15 protein-coding genes and 1 riboswitch are annotated in these 15,932 nt (G+C 58.0%); of the genes, 13 read left to right on the top strand and 2 right to left on the bottom strand.

The annotated features are described in order from the left end of the window. Positions 1–34: 34 nt before the first annotated feature. The 10 genes from miaB to cmk all read left to right on the top strand — a co-directional run bounded on the left by miaB (position 35) and on the right by cmk (position 10,564). Positions 35–1,354 (top strand): tRNA (N6-isopentenyl adenosine(37)-C2)-methylthiotransferase MiaB, encoded by a 1,320-nt coding sequence (miaB, locus tag AC2FGC_RS18350; protein WP_496726802.1) that lies wholly within the window; start codon positions 35–37, stop codon positions 1,352–1,354. A 184-nt stretch (positions 1,355–1,538) separates the two neighbouring features. Then, complete coding sequence (locus tag AC2FGC_RS18345; RefSeq protein ID WP_496726803.1) at positions 1,539–2,303, top strand: outer membrane protein; 765 nt, start codon at positions 1,539–1,541, stop codon at positions 2,301–2,303. A 154-nt stretch (positions 2,304–2,457) separates the two neighbouring features. Beyond that, a complete protein-coding gene (locus AC2FGC_RS18340) occupies positions 2,458–3,480 on the top strand; it encodes a PhoH family protein (protein WP_496726804.1) in 1,023 nt (340 codons plus the stop codon). Between the two features lie 39 nt (positions 3,481–3,519). After that, positions 3,520–4,014 carry an rRNA maturation RNase YbeY gene (gene ybeY, locus AC2FGC_RS18335; protein WP_496726805.1) on the top strand — a complete coding sequence of 165 codons (495 nt, stop codon included), beginning with the start codon at positions 3,520–3,522 and terminating at the stop codon, positions 4,012–4,014. Positions 4,015–4,050: 36 nt separating this feature from the next. Further along, complete coding sequence (locus AC2FGC_RS18330) at positions 4,051–4,938, top strand: hemolysin family protein (protein WP_496726806.1); 888 nt, start codon at positions 4,051–4,053, stop codon at positions 4,936–4,938. After that, positions 4,935–6,428 (top strand): apolipoprotein N-acyltransferase, encoded by a 1,494-nt coding sequence (gene lnt / locus AC2FGC_RS18325; protein ID WP_496726807.1) that lies wholly within the window; start codon positions 4,935–4,937, stop codon positions 6,426–6,428. Before AC2FGC_RS18330 ends, lnt begins: the two co-directional genes overlap by 4 nt. Before the next feature lie 45 nt (positions 6,429–6,473). Next, a riboswitch (SAM-SAH riboswitch) is annotated at positions 6,474–6,521 on the top strand. Positions 6,522–6,526: 5 nt separating this feature from the next. After that, complete coding sequence (gene metK, locus AC2FGC_RS18320) at positions 6,527–7,708, top strand: methionine adenosyltransferase (RefSeq protein WP_496726808.1); 1,182 nt, start codon at positions 6,527–6,529, stop codon at positions 7,706–7,708. A 92-nt stretch (positions 7,709–7,800) separates the two neighbouring features. Continuing rightward, the gene (trmB, locus tag AC2FGC_RS18315; RefSeq protein ID WP_496726809.1) at positions 7,801–8,511 is read left to right on the top strand and encodes a tRNA (guanine(46)-N(7))-methyltransferase TrmB; all 711 of its coding nucleotides are present in this window, start codon (positions 7,801–7,803) and stop codon (positions 8,509–8,511) included. A 68-nt stretch (positions 8,512–8,579) separates the two neighbouring features. Beyond that, a complete protein-coding gene (gene aroA, locus AC2FGC_RS18310) occupies positions 8,580–9,932 on the top strand; it encodes a 3-phosphoshikimate 1-carboxyvinyltransferase (protein WP_496726810.1) in 1,353 nt (450 codons plus the stop codon). 5 nt (positions 9,933–9,937) lie between these two features. After that, positions 9,938–10,564 (top strand): (d)CMP kinase, encoded by a 627-nt coding sequence (cmk, locus tag AC2FGC_RS18305; protein WP_496726811.1) that lies wholly within the window; start codon positions 9,938–9,940, stop codon positions 10,562–10,564. A 24-nt stretch (positions 10,565–10,588) separates the two neighbouring features. Here the strand turns inward: cmk and AC2FGC_RS18300 are convergent, their stop codons facing one another. Beyond that, positions 10,589–11,068, bottom strand: coding sequence for a YHS domain-containing (seleno)protein (locus AC2FGC_RS18300; RefSeq protein WP_496726812.1), 480 nt, complete (start codon positions 11,066–11,068; stop codon positions 10,589–10,591). A 218-nt stretch (positions 11,069–11,286) separates the two neighbouring features. Here AC2FGC_RS18300 and AC2FGC_RS18295 point away from each other — a divergent pair, with 218 nt between their 5' ends. Next, positions 11,287–11,811, top strand: coding sequence for a hypothetical protein (locus tag AC2FGC_RS18295; protein ID WP_496779565.1), 525 nt, complete (start codon positions 11,287–11,289; stop codon positions 11,809–11,811). Positions 11,812–12,116: 305 nt separating this feature from the next. Further along, positions 12,117–13,805, top strand: a complete 1,689-nt coding sequence (locus AC2FGC_RS18290) for a tryptophan halogenase family protein (RefSeq protein WP_282152620.1) — start codon at positions 12,117–12,119, stop codon at positions 13,803–13,805. Between the two features lie 95 nt (positions 13,806–13,900). On the opposite strand, the gene AC2FGC_RS18285 is transcribed toward AC2FGC_RS18290, so the two are convergent. Beyond that, a complete protein-coding gene (locus AC2FGC_RS18285) occupies positions 13,901–15,376 on the bottom strand; it encodes a sulfatase family protein (RefSeq protein WP_496783086.1) in 1,476 nt (491 codons plus the stop codon). A gap of 214 nt (positions 15,377–15,590) precedes the next feature. On the opposite strand from AC2FGC_RS18285, the gene AC2FGC_RS18280 reads away from it, so the two are divergent. Continuing rightward, positions 15,591–15,866, top strand: coding sequence for a DUF6525 family protein (locus AC2FGC_RS18280; RefSeq protein ID WP_496783085.1), 276 nt, complete (start codon positions 15,591–15,593; stop codon positions 15,864–15,866). Positions 15,867–15,932 lie beyond the last annotated feature (66 nt).

Below are 15,932 nucleotides of genomic sequence, written 5' to 3'. Positions count from 1 at the left end.
CGACGCCGATCCCGCGAATGCAAAGGCCGTTTTCATGTCAGAACCCAAAAAGCTGTACATCAAGACCTATGGTTGCCAGATGAACGTATACGACAGCGAGCGTATGGCGGAAACGCTGGGCGGTCAGGGTTACGTGGAAACCAAAAGCCCCGATGATGCGGATATGATCCTGCTGAACACCTGCCATATTCGGGAAAAAGCCGCGGAAAAAATCTATTCCGAGCTTGGCCGGTTCAAAGGTTTGAAGACTGAAAAGCCCGACCTCAAGATCGGTGTTGCGGGATGTGTTGCGCAGGCGGAAGGCGAAGAGATCATGCGTCGCCAGCCGATGGTCGACCTTGTTGTTGGCCCGCAAAGCTATCACCGCCTGCCCGAGATGGAGGCGAAGACGCGCACCGGTGCCAAGGCACTGGACACGGATTTCCCCGAAGAGGACAAGTTTGAGAAACTCAAAGGCCGACCAAAGGCCAAACGTGGTCCGACTGCGTTTCTGACGGTGCAAGAGGGCTGCGACAAGTTCTGCGCCTTCTGCGTGGTGCCTTATACGCGCGGGGCCGAAGTCAGCCGTCCCGCTGATCGTATCCTGCGTGAGGCGAACGATCTGGTCGAACGCGGGGTGCGCGAGATCACTCTGCTGGGCCAGAACGTCAACGCCTATCACGGCGCTGGTCCGAATGGTGACATGACGCTGGCCGGTCTGATCTGGGAGCTGAACAAGGTCGACGGGCTGGAGCGGATCCGGTTCACCACCTCACACCCCAACGACATGGCCGACGACCTGATCGAGGCGCACGGGACGTGCGACAAGCTGATGCCTTATCTGCACCTGCCGGTTCAGTCGGGTTCGGATCGCATCCTCAAGCGAATGAACCGCAGCCACACCGCCGAGAGCTATCTGCGCCTGATAGAGCGCATTCGCGCCGCGCGCCCGGATATCGTGATGTCCGGCGACTTCATCGTCGGCTTCCCTGAAGAGACCGAAGAGGATTTTCAGGCCACCATGGATTTGGTGGAAGAGGTCAAATACGGATATGCGTATTCGTTCAAGTACTCGACCCGCCCCGGAACACCGGCGGCTGAGCGGTCTCAGGTTGATCCCAAGGCTGCGGACGACCGTCTGCAGCGGCTTCAGGGGCTGATTACCCGTCACCAGCGCGAGATTCAGGACGCGATGGTTGGCCGGGACGTGAAAGTGCTGTTTGAAAAACCGGGTCGTCTGCCAGGTCAGATGGTCGGAAAATCCGAGTATCTTCATTCGGTTCACGTGTCCGACGCTGATGTCGCGGTGGGCGAATTGCGCGATGTCCGGATTATGTCCTCGGGTGCAAATTCACTGGCGGGTGCGTTGCGGTAACGCGTCCGTTATTTGGATTTTGGAAACCATACGGTTTTGTTAATTCCAAATTTACCCTTGATTTATTACTCGGAATTATGTTCCGAGAAAAATCAGGTTGCCTAGGGGGCGAGTGTTTTGCGCCTTTGGGAAACCTCATCTCTTGCCGGCGGGATGAGCAGGTCGGTGAATGGAAAGGGTACGAGTGAAGACTTTGAAACGTTTTTCAGGGCGGCTGTTGAAATCCGCTCTTACCACCGCGATCGCTATTACGGCGCTTCCCGGTGTGACCGCTGCAGGCAATCTGGATCAAGGTCTCTCTGACCCTCCTGTCGTCAACCCCAAACGGTTCGGCAGTGACGTCAGCGCCTTTTACCTGGGTGCTACGGGCGCGTACGCTTTCGGAGGCGACGATCGATTTGGACTGACTGGACCCGGCGGAACCTCGGCAGTAGGTGACCTGGACCTGAGCGGTTCGTTGGGTGGCGTACGGGCCGGGTGGCGCGGCGTTTTGCCAGCGCGCGGTGGGCGCGACTATGTGTATGGGTTTGAGCTTGGATACGAGTTCGGCTCGCTTAGCGATGACGCCTCCAACCAGATCAACGGCCAGACAGTCACGGGCGGGTCTGAAATATCTGACGTGTTCTCGATTCGGCTGCGCAATGGTCTGACCAACAAAAGCGGTACAGTGTTGTATTTTGTGTCGGCTGGATATGTGAATGGCGACATCAACACAACAAGCAGACAGGCCGTCCAGGGGGGGTCTCAATTCTTCGAAAGTGGCGGCCGACGCAGCGGCTTTACCGCCAGCATCGGGGCCGAACATAACCTGACCGACCAATGGTCGATCACGGGTGAGTTCGAATACGTTCAATTCAGCGCGGAAAACGTGGATTTCGGCAATGGAACGTCGACCAGATCGACGCCGAAGTATCGCGGTCTGAAGTTGGGTTTGAATTATCGGTTCTGACACGCCGACTGAAACAGCGGCACCAACAGGAGCCGCGCACGGGCCGGGCGCATTGGCGGTTTTGCCATTTGGGCGGAAAAAATGAAACTGTGGCTTGCGCCCACCAAGACTTCCTGTCTACGCTCAAGGTGAAACGCCAAGACAGGAGAGCGGATTGGCCATCGGTGCCCTAAACCCACCGCAAGATGAAATGCCTCAGCGCGAAGCGTTTGTTGAGTTTCCAGACAACCGATTATTAATTGACCTGTGCGGGGAATATGACCGCAATCTGACAGATATTGAGCAAAAGTTATCTGTTCAAATTGTACGTCGCGGGAATCAGCTGGCTGTGATGGGTGACGAAGACGCCCAAAAGCAGGCCATTGAGGTTTTGCAGGCACTGTACACGCGCCTGGAAGGTGGGCGTGACGTCGAAGCGGCCGATGTGGATCGCGAGCTGCGGATGGGGGGCTCCGAGACGGGAACCGGCAGCCGCGACGGTGATCAGCTTGAGATGTTCAGAGGCGGCACGGTCGAAATCAAGACGCGCAAGAAACTGGTCGAGCCGCGCACGGATGCGCAAAAGGCATACGTCCAATCCTTGTTTCAGAACGAACTGGCCTTTGGGATTGGCCCTGCCGGTACGGGTAAGACCTATCTTGCCGTAGCCGCTGGCGTATCGATGTTTATCGGTGGCCATGTAGATCGGATCATTCTCAGCCGCCCTGCAGTCGAAGCTGGCGAAAAGCTGGGCTATCTGCCCGGTGACATGAAAGACAAGGTCGATCCGTACATGCAGCCGTTGTACGATGCCTTGAATGATTTTCTGCCGGGCAAGCAACTGGCCAAACTGATTGAAGAAAAGCGAATCGAAATCGCGCCGCTGGCCTTTATGCGGGGACGCACCTTGGCGAATGCGTTTGTTGTGCTGGATGAAGCTCAGAACGCCACGACCATGCAGATGAAAATGTTTCTGACGCGTCTGGGTGAAGGAAGTCGAATGGTGATCACCGGTGACCGCTCGCAGGTTGACCTGCCGCGCGGTGTTCAGTCAGGGCTGGCCGATGCCGAGCGTTTGTTGAGCACGATCCCGAATATCAGCTTCAACTATTTCACGTCCAAGGATGTTGTGCGCCATCCGCTTGTCGCCGCCATTATCGAAGCGTATGAGGCCGACTCGGGCCGCGAGAAAGCATAGTCGGCCCGGGTGCGGCCACAGGGCTTTGGACACGGTGAGATGAACCTGGAAGTGACGATCGAAGATGCGCGCTGGCAACAGCTTGAACCGTTGGCCGCGCGCGCGACAAAGGCTGTATTGGACTTTTGCGATCTGGACGCCGAGCTGTGCGAAGTCAGCCTGCTGGCCTGCGATGATGCGCGAATTGCTGATCTGAACGCGGAATTTAGGGAAAAGCCCACTCCGACCAATGTGCTGAGTTGGCCTGCCGAAGATCTGGCCGCTGATGAAGCGGGGCAGAGACCTGCCCGACCCGCGCCAGACTTTACGGGCGAAATCGCGCTGGGCGACATTGCGATTTCCTTTGACACTTGCGCACGCGAAGCGGCCGACGCCAACAAAACTATGGACGATCACGTCACGCATCTGATCGTTCACGGAGTGTTGCACTTGCTGGGCTATGATCACATTCGTGACCCCGACGCCACTTTGATGGAAGGGGTCGAGGTCGAGATACTTGGCAAAATGGGTATAGATGACCCATATAGTATGTAATAGTGGCCGCATTGGCCGATCATTTGGAACAGGATTATGGGCGATACAGACGGCAGTTCTATGGCGGCGCAGAGCGCGCAACCGAAGGACAGCGGTGAAAATGCCAGCGAAAAAACTGGCTTCTTTTCTCGAATAGTGGACGCGTTCTCGCCGCAGAGCGACGAAGAGGTCAACGCGACCAATGGACATGAGGTCGACATGGTTCAGCCTCGCGGCATGATCAACCTGCGGCGAATGCGGGTCGAAGATGTGGCTATTCCCACGGCGGAAATCGTGTCCGTGCCATCAACGATCAGCAAAGATGAACTGGCCCAGGTTTTCCGCGACAGCGGCCTGTCCCGTATCCCGGTCTACGAAGGAACACTTGATACTCCTTTGGGGTTTGTGCACCTCAAAGACTTTGCTCTGACACATGGTTTTAATGGCACCGGGTCTGAATTTGATCTGGTCTCGATGCTGCGGACGTTGCTGTTTGTGCCGCCGTCGATGCCGATTGGCGTGTTGTTGACGAAGATGCAGACCGAACGCCGCCACATGGCGCTGGTGATTGACGAATACGGCGGTGTTGATGGTCTTGTGTCGATCGAGGATCTGATCGAACAGGTGGTCGGTGAGATCGCCGATGAGCACGATGCCGACGAAGGTCAGCTTTGGATTCAGGACAAGCCCGGTTGCTATGTCGTGCAGGCGCGCGTTCCGCTAGAAGATTTCGAGGCCGAGATCGGGCGTTCTCTGACAAGTCACGAAGACGTGGACGAGGAAGAAATCGACACGTTGGGCGGATTGGTCTTCATGCTGTCTGGTCGCGTCCCCGCACGAGGCGAGGTCGTGTTGCATCCCGAAGGTCCCGAGTTCGAGGTGATCGACGCCGACCCGCGCCGGATCAAACGTCTGCGTGTCATGTTGCCGGATCGCGTTGAATGAACCCTGCACAGGGCTGGCCGTTTTGGCTTCGGTTAATATCCGCAGCTCTGCTGGGCGCGATCGCGGCGTTTGGGCTTGCTCCGTTCGGCATTTGGCCGGCAACAGTGATCGCATTGGTCCTGCTGTCGCCTCTGTTTCTAACGACTGAGACGCGGGTGAAGGCGGCCTGGTTGGGCTGGGCCTTTGCGACCGGATATTTCGCGCATGCGCTCAGTTGGATTGTCGAGCCGTTCCTTGTTGATGTCCAACGTCACGGATGGATGGCGCCTTTTGCCCTAACATTCATGGCAGGCGGCCTCGCGCTGTTTTGGGCGCTAGCTTTTTGGCTGGTGCGGCGTCCCGACAGCGATGGCGTATCACAGGCCGTGTTTCTGGCGATTTCAATCTCATTGCTGGAATTTGCGCGAGGCTATGTTCTGACGGGGTTTCCCTGGGCGGGGCTGGCGCAGGTCTGGGTGGACACACAGGGCGCACAGCTTTTGTCTCTGTTCGGTCCATATGGGCTGGGCGCGGTGACTTTGCTGGCGACTTTGCCGCTTGGGGCCGCGCTGTCGCAGCGCGATGGCTATGTGGTTCCGTTAGTCCTAACTGTTGGAACCGCGTGTTTCGCATTGATTTATGCCGCATCGCGCCCGGCCATTGCGGACACTGAGAATGTTGTTCGCCTCATTCAACCAAATGCGCCCCAGCATCAGAAATGGGATCCGGATTACGCCCCGCTGTTTTTTACCCGTCAACTAGAGTTCACGGCGGCGTCACCGCGACCAGATTTGATTGTCTGGCCGGAAACCTCGGTTCCTGCATGGCTGGGCAGTGCGCAGCCTTATCTGACCGCAATCGCCGATGCCGCGCAGGGGACGCCCGTATTTCTGGGTATTCAGAGAGGGGACGGCCCGCGCATTTTCAATTCGATGATCTATCTGGATGAAGATGGCCGGCAGCAGGGGCTTTATGACAAGCATCACTTGGCGCCCTTTGGCGAATATGTCCCGTTTGGTGAGATTCTGGCCCAGTTCGGAGTTTACGGAATGGCTGCCACCACCGGTAATGGCTTTAGCGCGGGACCGGGGGCTTCGCTGATGGACGCTGGCAAGCTGGGAAAAGCTTTGCCGCTTATTTGCTATGAGGCGGTTTTTACCCAAGACGTCTTGTCAGCACCGGGTCGTGCCGATTTTCTTTTGCAGATCACCAACGACGCGTGGTTCGGAACGCGCTCGGGGCCGTATCAGCATCTGGCCCAGGCGCAAATGCGCGCCATCGAGCAGGGGTTGCCGATGATGCGGTCGGCCAATACCGGAGTATCAGCGATGATTGACCCGCTGGGTCGGGTTACCGAGGCATTGCCCCTGGGCCAGGCCGGTTTTGTCGATGCGAGATTGCCCAATGCGCTGGCTCCGACTGTGTACGCCCGGCTGGGTGATGCACCGGTCTTTGTCGCGCTGTTGGCGTTTTTTGCGCTGCTTTGGCGCAACGCCAGAGTACAGCAATAGTATTTTCGGATTGACGCTGTGTTTCATGGTGCGTATCGGGTTGCATGCTCATCACAACGGCTTCCTGGCGTGATGGAAAAATTCAATGGAGCACTTTCATGTCCCGACAGAACTATACATTTACATCGGAATCCGTTTCCGAAGGGCACCCGGATAAGGTTTGTGACCGGATTTCCGATGCCGTGCTTGACGCCTTTCTGAATGAAGAACCCGAAGCGCGCGTAGCGTGTGAAACCTTTGCTACGACCGACCGGGTCGTCATCGGTGGCGAAGTAGGTTTGTCTGATCAGGAAAAGCTGCACGATTACATGGGCCGCATCGACGAAATTGCGCGCGCCTGTATCAAAGACATCGGGTACGAGCAGGACAAGTTCCACCACGAAACCGTTGAGGTAACGAACCTGCTGCACGAACAGTCCGCGCATATCGCCCAAGGTGTGGATGCCGCCGCAGACAAGGACGAAGGTGCCGGTGACCAGGGCATCATGTTCGGTTATGCGACCACGGAAACGCCTGCGTTGATGCCGGCACCGATCCAGTATTCACACGCGATCCTGCGCCGTCTTGCCGAAGTGCGCAAGAATGGCAGCGAGCCGGCGCTTGGTCCCGACGCGAAATCGCAGTTGTCGGTCGTTTACCGTGACGGCAAACCTGTGGGTGTCAGCTCGATCGTGTTGTCGACACAACACCTGGACGAAGCGCTGAGTTCCGCCGACATCCGCGCGATTGTTGAGCCTTACATTCGTGAAACACTGCCCGAAGGGTGGTTGAGCAACGAAACCGAGTGGCACGTGAACCCCACTGGCAAATTCGTGATCGGTGGCCCGGATGGTGACGCAGGTCTGACCGGGCGCAAGATCATCGTAGACACTTATGGTGGCGCAGCCCCGCACGGCGGCGGCGCGTTCTCGGGTAAGGACCCGACCAAGGTGGACCGTTCGGCCGCGTATGCCGCGCGTTACCTAGCCAAGAACGTTGTGGCCGCCGGAATGGCAGAACGCTGCACGATCCAGCTAAGCTATGCGATTGGTGTTTCCAAGCCGCTGTCTATCTATGCCGACACTCACGGCACTGGTGAAATCCCGGACGCAGAAATCGAAAAGGCTGTTGGCCAGGTCATGGATCTAACCCCGCGCGGTATCCGGCAGCACCTGCAGATGAACAAGCCTATCTATCAGCGCACGGCGGCTTACGGCCACTTTGGCCGCGAACCCGAGGCGGATGGCGGTTTTAGCTGGGAACGCACCGATCTGGTCGACGCTTTGAAAGCAGCGGTGTGATCCAAATTAATCGAAGCGCGCCGTAACCGGCGCGCTTTTTCGTTCAGGCATCGGGGTTGCAACACTTCGACCAGCGCATTATGGGCACCGCCATGAGCACCCAGACCCCACAACGCCCGCGCAGAAACTTTTATGGCCGCTTTAAGGGAAAGACCTTGAAGCAGAGTCAAAAGACGTATCTGAACGAAGACCTTGACGCCCTGTCGCCGGGTGCTGTCGACTGGGAAACCAACCCCGAGCGGCATCCGCTGGACCTGCAGGCGCTGTTCGGCGGCAAGAATGTCTGGCTCGAGGTCGGCTTCGGCGGCGGTGAACATCTGGTGCATCAGGCTGCGAGCAACCCTGATATCGGCATTATTGGGGCCGAGCCCTACATCAACGGCGTCGCCATGCTGTTGGGAAAAATCCGTAAAGCCGGGGTCGGAAACCTGGCCGTGCATCCAGGCGATGCGCGTGACCTGTTCGACGTTCTGCCCGAGGCCAGTATCTCTCGAGCCTTTCTTCTGTATCCCGACCCGTGGCCCAAGACGCGGCATCACCGCCGCCGCTTTGTGACTCAGGAGCATCTGGAGCCTTTGGCCCGCGCCCTGAAACCCGGCTCAATCTTTCGCGTCGCGACGGACATTCCCGACTATGTGCGCCAGACGCTGGAAGAAGTGCCCCGCGCCGGTTTTGAATGGCTGGCCGAGCGTCCCACAGACTGGCGCGAACCGTGGGATGACTGGATTTCCACCCGCTATGAACAAAAGGCCCTGCGTGAAGGCCGTACGCCACACTATCTGACCTTCCGCCGCAAAGACTGATTGCGGCTGGACCAATCGGCCCCAATTCGCTAATCCGCCTTGAACTGATAGCGAAAACAGGAGCCCCCATGTCCGGACACGGCACGCCCATCCCGATGACCTCGCATCCTTGCGGCCCGCTGACCGGAACGGCAGAGGTGCCCGGTGACAAGTCAATCTCGCATCGGTCGTTGATCCTGGGCGCGATGGCCGTGGGCGAGACCCGGATCTCGGGCCTGTTGGAAGGCGAAGATGTTCTGGACACCGCCAAGGCCATGCGCGCCTTCGGGGCCGAGGTCACCGATCACGGTGGCGGCGAATGGACCGTGCACGGCGTGGGCGTCGGTGGCTTTGCCGAACCCGATCAGGTGATCGATTGCGGCAACTCGGGTACCGGCGTTCGGCTGATCATGGGCGCGATGGCTACCTGTCCGATCACGGCGACTTTTACTGGCGACGCCAGCCTGAACAAACGCCCCATGGCGCGGGTCACAGATCCGCTGGCGCTGTTTGGAACACAATCGGTGGGCCGTTCAGGGGGGCGCTTGCCGATGACTATCGTCGGCGCGGCTGACTCCACGCCGGTGCGATACGAGGTGCCGGTGCCTTCGGCCCAGGTGAAATCTGCGGTGCTGCTGGCTGGCCTCAATGCTCCCGGCAAAACTGTGGTGATCGAGAAAGAGGCCACACGCGACCATTCCGAGCGTATGCTGGCGGGCTTTGGCGCGGAAATCACCGTTGAGGACACTGATGAAGGCCGAGTTATCACCCTGACCGGTCGCCCCGAGTTGAAACCGCAGGTCATCGCCGTTCCGCGCGATCCGTCCAGCGCGGCCTTTCCGGTCTGCGCGGCGCTGCTCACGCCTGGGTCGGACGTTCTGGTGCCGGGCATCGGCCTGAACCCCACTCGTGCGGGGTTGTTCACTACGCTGCGCGAGATGGGTGCAGAACTGTCCTATGAGAATGAGCGCGAAGAGGGCGGCGAACCTGTCGCCGATCTGCGCGCAAAGTACTCGCCGAATATGAAGGGGATCGATGTTCCACCCGAACGCGCGGCCTCGATGATTGATGAATACCCGGTTTTGTCCGTGATTGCGGCAAATGCCACCGGCGTCACGATGATGGGCGGCGTAAAAGAACTGCGCGTAAAGGAAAGCGACCGGATCGACGCAATGGCTCGGGGCCTGCGCGCCAATGGTGTAACTGTCGAAGAAGGTGATGAATGGTGGTCGGTTGAAGGGCTGGGCATCGGCAACGTCTCCGGTGGCGGCACCTGCGAAAGCTTTCTGGACCACCGGATCGCCATGTCGTTCATGATTTTGGGGATGGGGGCCAAAAAGGGTGTAACCGTCGACGACGCGGGCCCGATCGCCACGTCGTTCCCAATTTTTGAACCTTTGATGGCCACGTTGGGTGCGAAACTGCAACGAAATAATCGGTAGGTTTGATGTCGGATTCACAATTCACTATCGCCATTGATGGACCAGCTGCGGCAGGGAAGGGCACGATCTCAAAGGCGGTCGCGGCCCGGTTTGGCTTCGCGCATCTGGACACCGGGCTTTTGTACCGCGCGGTCGGCAGGCGGACTTTGCAGGGACTCGAGCCGATTGCGGCAGCGCACGCCCTGACCCCCGAAGAGTTGGAGCAGGGCGATTTGCGTACGGCCGAGATTGCGCAAGCAGCCTCAAAAGTAGCCGTGATCCCCGAGGTTCGGGCCGCGTTGGTTGACTTTCAGCGGGCGTTTGCGCGCCGCAGCGGGGGCGCGGTGCTGGATGGTCGCGACATCGGTACTGTGATTTGTCCCGAGGCCGAGGTGAAACTGTTCGTCACCGCCAGCCCCGAAGTTCGGGCCGAGCGTCGGTTTCTTGAGCTCACCGCGAAGGGCAATGATATCTCGCGGGAACAGGTGCTGTCGGACGTAAAAGAGCGCGACGCGCGGGATACGGAACGCAGCACCGCGCCCATGAAGCCAGCAGAGGATGCAGTCCTGCTGGACACGTCAGATCTGAGCATCGAAGCCGCCTTAGCAAAGGCTGTCGAGGTCATCGAGAAGGCAAGGCCCGCAAAATCGTAACTTCGCGGGCCTTTGGCTGTTAGATTACAGCTCTCCGACCGCGATGCTTTTGATCTTGGACCACTGATTGTCAGCGGTTTCAGATGTGGCAGAGACATCTTCAAGGAACGCCGCGCGGGTATCTGCGTTCAGGAACAGATACAGCTTTCCGTCAGCCACCAGGTATTGATCCGGATCGCCGTCGAATTTTTTGCCGACAGAAACGCCGAACGAACAGAACCCGCCATGTTGTGGCAGGTAGGCCGCCGGGTTGGCCTCGAACGCTTCGCGGTTGGCGGCGCTGGTGAAGTAATAAGATGCGCCGTCGTAAGTGGCCGAGTGTGTGGCAAAGCCATCGACCGGGTTGCCGTCGTTAACGAGTGTCACCAGATCGACCCCATGCGCGGCAAGCGGCGCACCGGCGGCAGAAATACCGTTTGATACGTTGATTTCATCCGCAGCAAAGGCCGGGGCCGCGATCAGGGGCAATGTGGCGATCAGGGTGGTAAGAACGATAGATTTCATTTGTGTTTCCTTTCCGGTTCAGAGTCCGGCCAGCAGGTCTGCCAGCCGCTGAACCAAAGCTAGGAACTCGGTTCTGAACGAGCTATCGCAGAAAGCCCCGAGTATCTTGCAGATCGTTCAAAGCTGTCAGTGCCTTCGAAATACTGTTCACCAAGCTTTGTTTGGTCAGGTCTGCGCCCCGACCCTATTGTCGGTCTATAGCCTGCAGGAGCGATGCCATGATCCGACTAGCCTTTTTGATGTTTTTCCTTGCCGGAGGTGCGTTGGCTCAAGAGACGGCTGAGCCGGAACCCCCAATGACGTATGAGCGGTTGGGAAAGATCATCTTTGCGCTCGATCCTGACGCGAAACCGTTTGGACCGGGGTTTGAGCTGAAGGTTGGGGACGTAACGGTGCTGGTCGTTACGGATATCAATGCAGACCGGATGCGGGCCATGGTCGCGATTGGTAGCGCCGAAGATTTGTCGCCCGCTGACCTTGAACGCGTGATGCAGGCGAATTTTGACAGTACGCTGGACGCGCGTTACGCGATTGCGAATGATATTTTGTGGGCTGCGTACATCCATCCGCTATCCCGGCTGGACAAGAACCAGCTGATCTCGGGGCTGGCCCAGACAGTGAACATCGCCAAGACCTATGGCACCTTGTACACCGGCGGCGCGGCGGAGTTTGGAGGGGGCGACAGCCAGGATCTGCAGCGCGATCTGATCGAAGAACTTCTGAAAAAAGGCGAGGAAATCTGACACGCGCCCAGGAATTACGTTTGCTCTGATTTCAAGTTGCCTCGCAGAAGCTTCGGTGCATTGGCGGCCCGGTTTGCCTTTAACGCATCGCGGTTAAGTGTACTGCCCAGGGCAGGGTGCCGTGACCGAGCGTCGCTTGCCGAAAGAAGGAAAGTACATTGAGGTCAGGGCGCGCTAGACCCTAGCTGGACGCAGGAAACCTGCTATGCTTTGCCCATGCCAGAAGGGAAGGCTGCCATACAATCCTCAAAAACAAAAAGGGGAAGCAGCCAAGAAATCCCTCAAGCCAACAGGGACAGAACAATATGAATAATCGTTTGCGTAAGATCACTATCGTGGGTGGTGGCACGGCGGGTTGGATGACCGCGCTGATACTGGACATGGTGTTTTCACGCACCTCGGCCCCCAAGGATCGCCCGCGCATCTGCCTGATCGAAAGCCCCAATATCGCCACCGTTGGCGTTGGTGAGGCCACGGTGCCGCGCATGCCGGTCACTCTGCGTCAGGCGGGCATTTCCGAGCGGGATTTTTTTCGCGAGACAAATGCATCGTTCAAGCTGGGCGTGAAGTTCTGCAATTGGAACAAGGACGCAAAGGGCAATCGCATCGATTATGTGAACCCCTTTGCCCACGGTCAGTTGTTGGAAGGGTTGGAAGCCGCCGAGTATTTCTTGCGCTTTGGCAATGGCGATCGGGACTTTACGCAATCCATCTCGCCGCATGACGATCTGGCCCGCCTGTGCAAGGGGGGGCGACCACTGGGTCAGCCCGAGTTCGAGCAACGGTTTGGCTATGCATATCATCTGGATGCTGTGAAATTTGCGGGCATGCTGACCAAAGTCTGCACCAAGCGCGGTGTTGAGCATATCCAGGATGAGGTGCAGGCGGTTGAGTTGGATGAACAGGGCAATGTCAGCCATCTGATGCTAGAGCGTAAGGGTCGCCACGACATCGAGATGGTCATAGATTGCACCGGGTTCCGCGGTTTGATCATCAACAAAGCACTGGGTGAGCCGTTTATGGATTACTCGGATTACCTGCCCAACGACCGCGCCATGGCGTTGCAGATCGAACATCCCGACCCAGAGAAAATCGAAAGCGTCACACGCTCTACAGCACTGGGTGCGGGGTGGACGTGGCGGGTTCCGCTCTACAACCGTGTGGGCACAGGCTATGTGTATTCATCAGCGCATCGCACGGATGATCAGGCGGCCGATGAATATCTTGAATGGCTAGGCGACAGCGGCAAAGGTTTGACGCCGCGTGTGATCCCGATGCGCATCGGGCGCGTGCGCAATGCCTGGGTCAAGAATTGTCTGGCTATCGGTTTGTCCGGCGGGTTCATTGAACCGTTGGAAAGTACCGCGATCCATATGGTTGATCATGCGGTGCGCTGGTTCGCAGAACACCTGCCTACACGCGATATCGAACCATCGCTGCGGGCCAGATATAACCGGCAAATGAACAAGATGTATGACGAGGTCCTGGATTTCATCTGTCTGCACTATCGCCTGGGCAACCGCACGGATGATCAATATTGGATCGATGCGCGCACAGAGATGAAGATACCGGATCGTTTGGCCGAAAACCTGGAATTGTGGCAGCACCGCCTGCCCATGGAACACGATATCGAATTTGCCACACTGTTTAATTTCCGCGTTTATCAGACGGTTCTTTTGGGCAAGCAGGTCTATGACACCGGCTATGGGACTGGCATCCGTGATCGTCTGCGGCCGTTGAAGAAACCGATCTGGTTCCAGTGGTGGAAGGGCGCGAAGGTGGATCTTGCGCAGATCCTCAAGGCGATGCCGGATCACAAAACACTGCTGCGCGATATCCGAGGAGAGCTGGAGCAACCGCCAGCCTTTGGTATGGCGGCTGCGATGCAACCGACCGTCGCGATGCCGGGCGAACAACTTGCACCCGTGGCAATCCAGAACATGCCGAACCTTGCCGAAATCCAAAGCGGCAAGAAGGACCTGCAACTGTTCTAGAAGGTCCTAGCGCTCCGCGCAGCTTTGCGGTGGTGGCAGCATTGAACTGCGCTGCGCGAACCAAGGGCCTACTAGAGAAATGTAAAATGCCTGCGCTAAAGCGCGGGTCCTTCACGCAGCTTTTCCTGCTCGGACGGGGTGGGCGTGTGATTGAAGACAAAGGCCGTGCGGCAGGCTTCTTCTCCGCCCAGGTCTTCGATTTTCTTCCGCTGGTCGGCAAAGGCGCGGGCGTTGACCTCTTCGGGGTCGCAGATTTCTCGCAGACGGCGTTCCCCTTCGACCAGCGCAGCCTGAACCTGCGGGTCATTTACCCGATCCAGCGCGCGGTTGGTCTGTTCTTGAGGATCGGTTGACAGGTCGAACAATTGCGGGGGCTGTCCGACATAATAGACGTATTTCCATTCGCCCCATCGCACCATGAAACTGCCGGTTCTTGACCCACCATCGTGGTATTCGCTGAAGCCGGTTCGGTCGGGGTCGTCCGGTGCTTTGGCCAACCCGATCAGAGACAAGCCGGGTTGACCCGCGTTGCCGTCGTCGTCTTCGACGCCGCAGACGTCCCGGGCGGTTGCAGCGATATCGGTCAGATTGGTGCATGTGGTGACACGCCGGCCGACCGGGATACCCGGGCCCGCCGCGATCATCGGAATTCCTGCACTGGCCTCATACATCACCTGTTTGGTCCAAAACCCCTGATCCCCCATCATGTCACCGTGGTCCGAGACATAGATCACGACCGTATTTTCGGCCTGACCACTGTCGGACACGGCTTTCAGGATGCGCCCCACGCAATCGTCCATCAATGAGGTCAGGCCATAATAAGCCGATTTCGCCTCGCGCATTTTCTGTTCGTCAAAATAGTCATCGTAGTTGAAGAAAGCAGCGATGTTGCGCAGCTCTTCATGATCCGGCAGCCCTGTGCCATACCCGACCGGCAAATCCATATGAGCTGGATCGTAAAGGTCGTACCATTCCTTGGGACAGGTCAGGGGATAGTGCGGACTGACCAGCGACATGAATGCAGCCCAGGGTTTGTCCTGGCGTGTGGGATCGGCCAGCCATGCCTCGGCTGCTGCGGTAATGTCCAGATCGTAATCGGTATAGGTGCTGGGCCCGACGCCCACATCGCCCGCCAACTCGGATGCCGAATCATAGTCTGGTGGGTTTTCGCGCAAAAGCCCAACGGCCCAGCCGACACCTCCGACCACGTGCATCGGCAAGACCTCCTGCGAGAAGCCATTGTCGTCTTCGTTGGACCTGAAATGCAGTTTTCCAATAGAGACGACTTCGCGCCCTGCGTCGCGCACCTGCCGCATCCAGCTGCGCGGGTGCCCGTCATAGGGGGTTGCGCTGTCCCAGTTTCCTGTCGTGTGAACCCAGTCTCCGGTCGCAAGCGCCGCCCGTGTGGGTACGCACATGGGTGAGGGTGTGTAGGCGGACTGAAACATCGTGCCGCGCGCGGCCAGTGCATCCAGATTGGGCGTTTTGACAATCGGATGGCCAGCGCATCCCATCGCGTCTTTGCGGTGTTCGTCTGAAACGATGGCGAGAAAGTTCAGGTCTTGACGCATGAGATTCTCCGACTTTTTCAAAGTTTCGCAATTGGCGCAGACTTTGCTGTGCGAAACACGACATTCTTCGCGGGAATCGAGCAATGCCATTACGAGTGCGGTTGCACATGGATATTACCAATGTAATAACATAGCAAAACTATCGAGCGAGCATGGCGATATCCACTGACACCTGACAGTCTAGGTTCGTGCGCGCCGATGAACGGAGCGCACAATGACTGACCGCAGAAAGAACCGAAACTTGCGCAGCCGGATCAAACGCCGCCGGCGGACGGGATCGCCAATGCAGGCCTATGACGCGTTGCCTGCCGAATTGCGATTGTGGCTTGCCTCAGCTTGTTTGCCGTGGAGCCCGGCCTCGGCGCTGCGCATTTGGCATAAAGAAGGCGGCGCGCATAGTCCCGATGATGCCTATTCGCGATTGAATGCGATTGAGCAGGCCATGTTGCAACGGGACGGGTGCGTTTGGGACATGGCGCGCCGAGTGTGACGGCGGCCGATGCCCTGTAAATCAAGGCTTTCCTCTTGCACATGTCGAGAATTCGGCTTATACGCG

It is taken from the genome of Ruegeria sp. CDSC054, from assembly GCF_059610645.1.
This window is presented reverse-complemented; position numbering and strand designations above follow the sequence as displayed.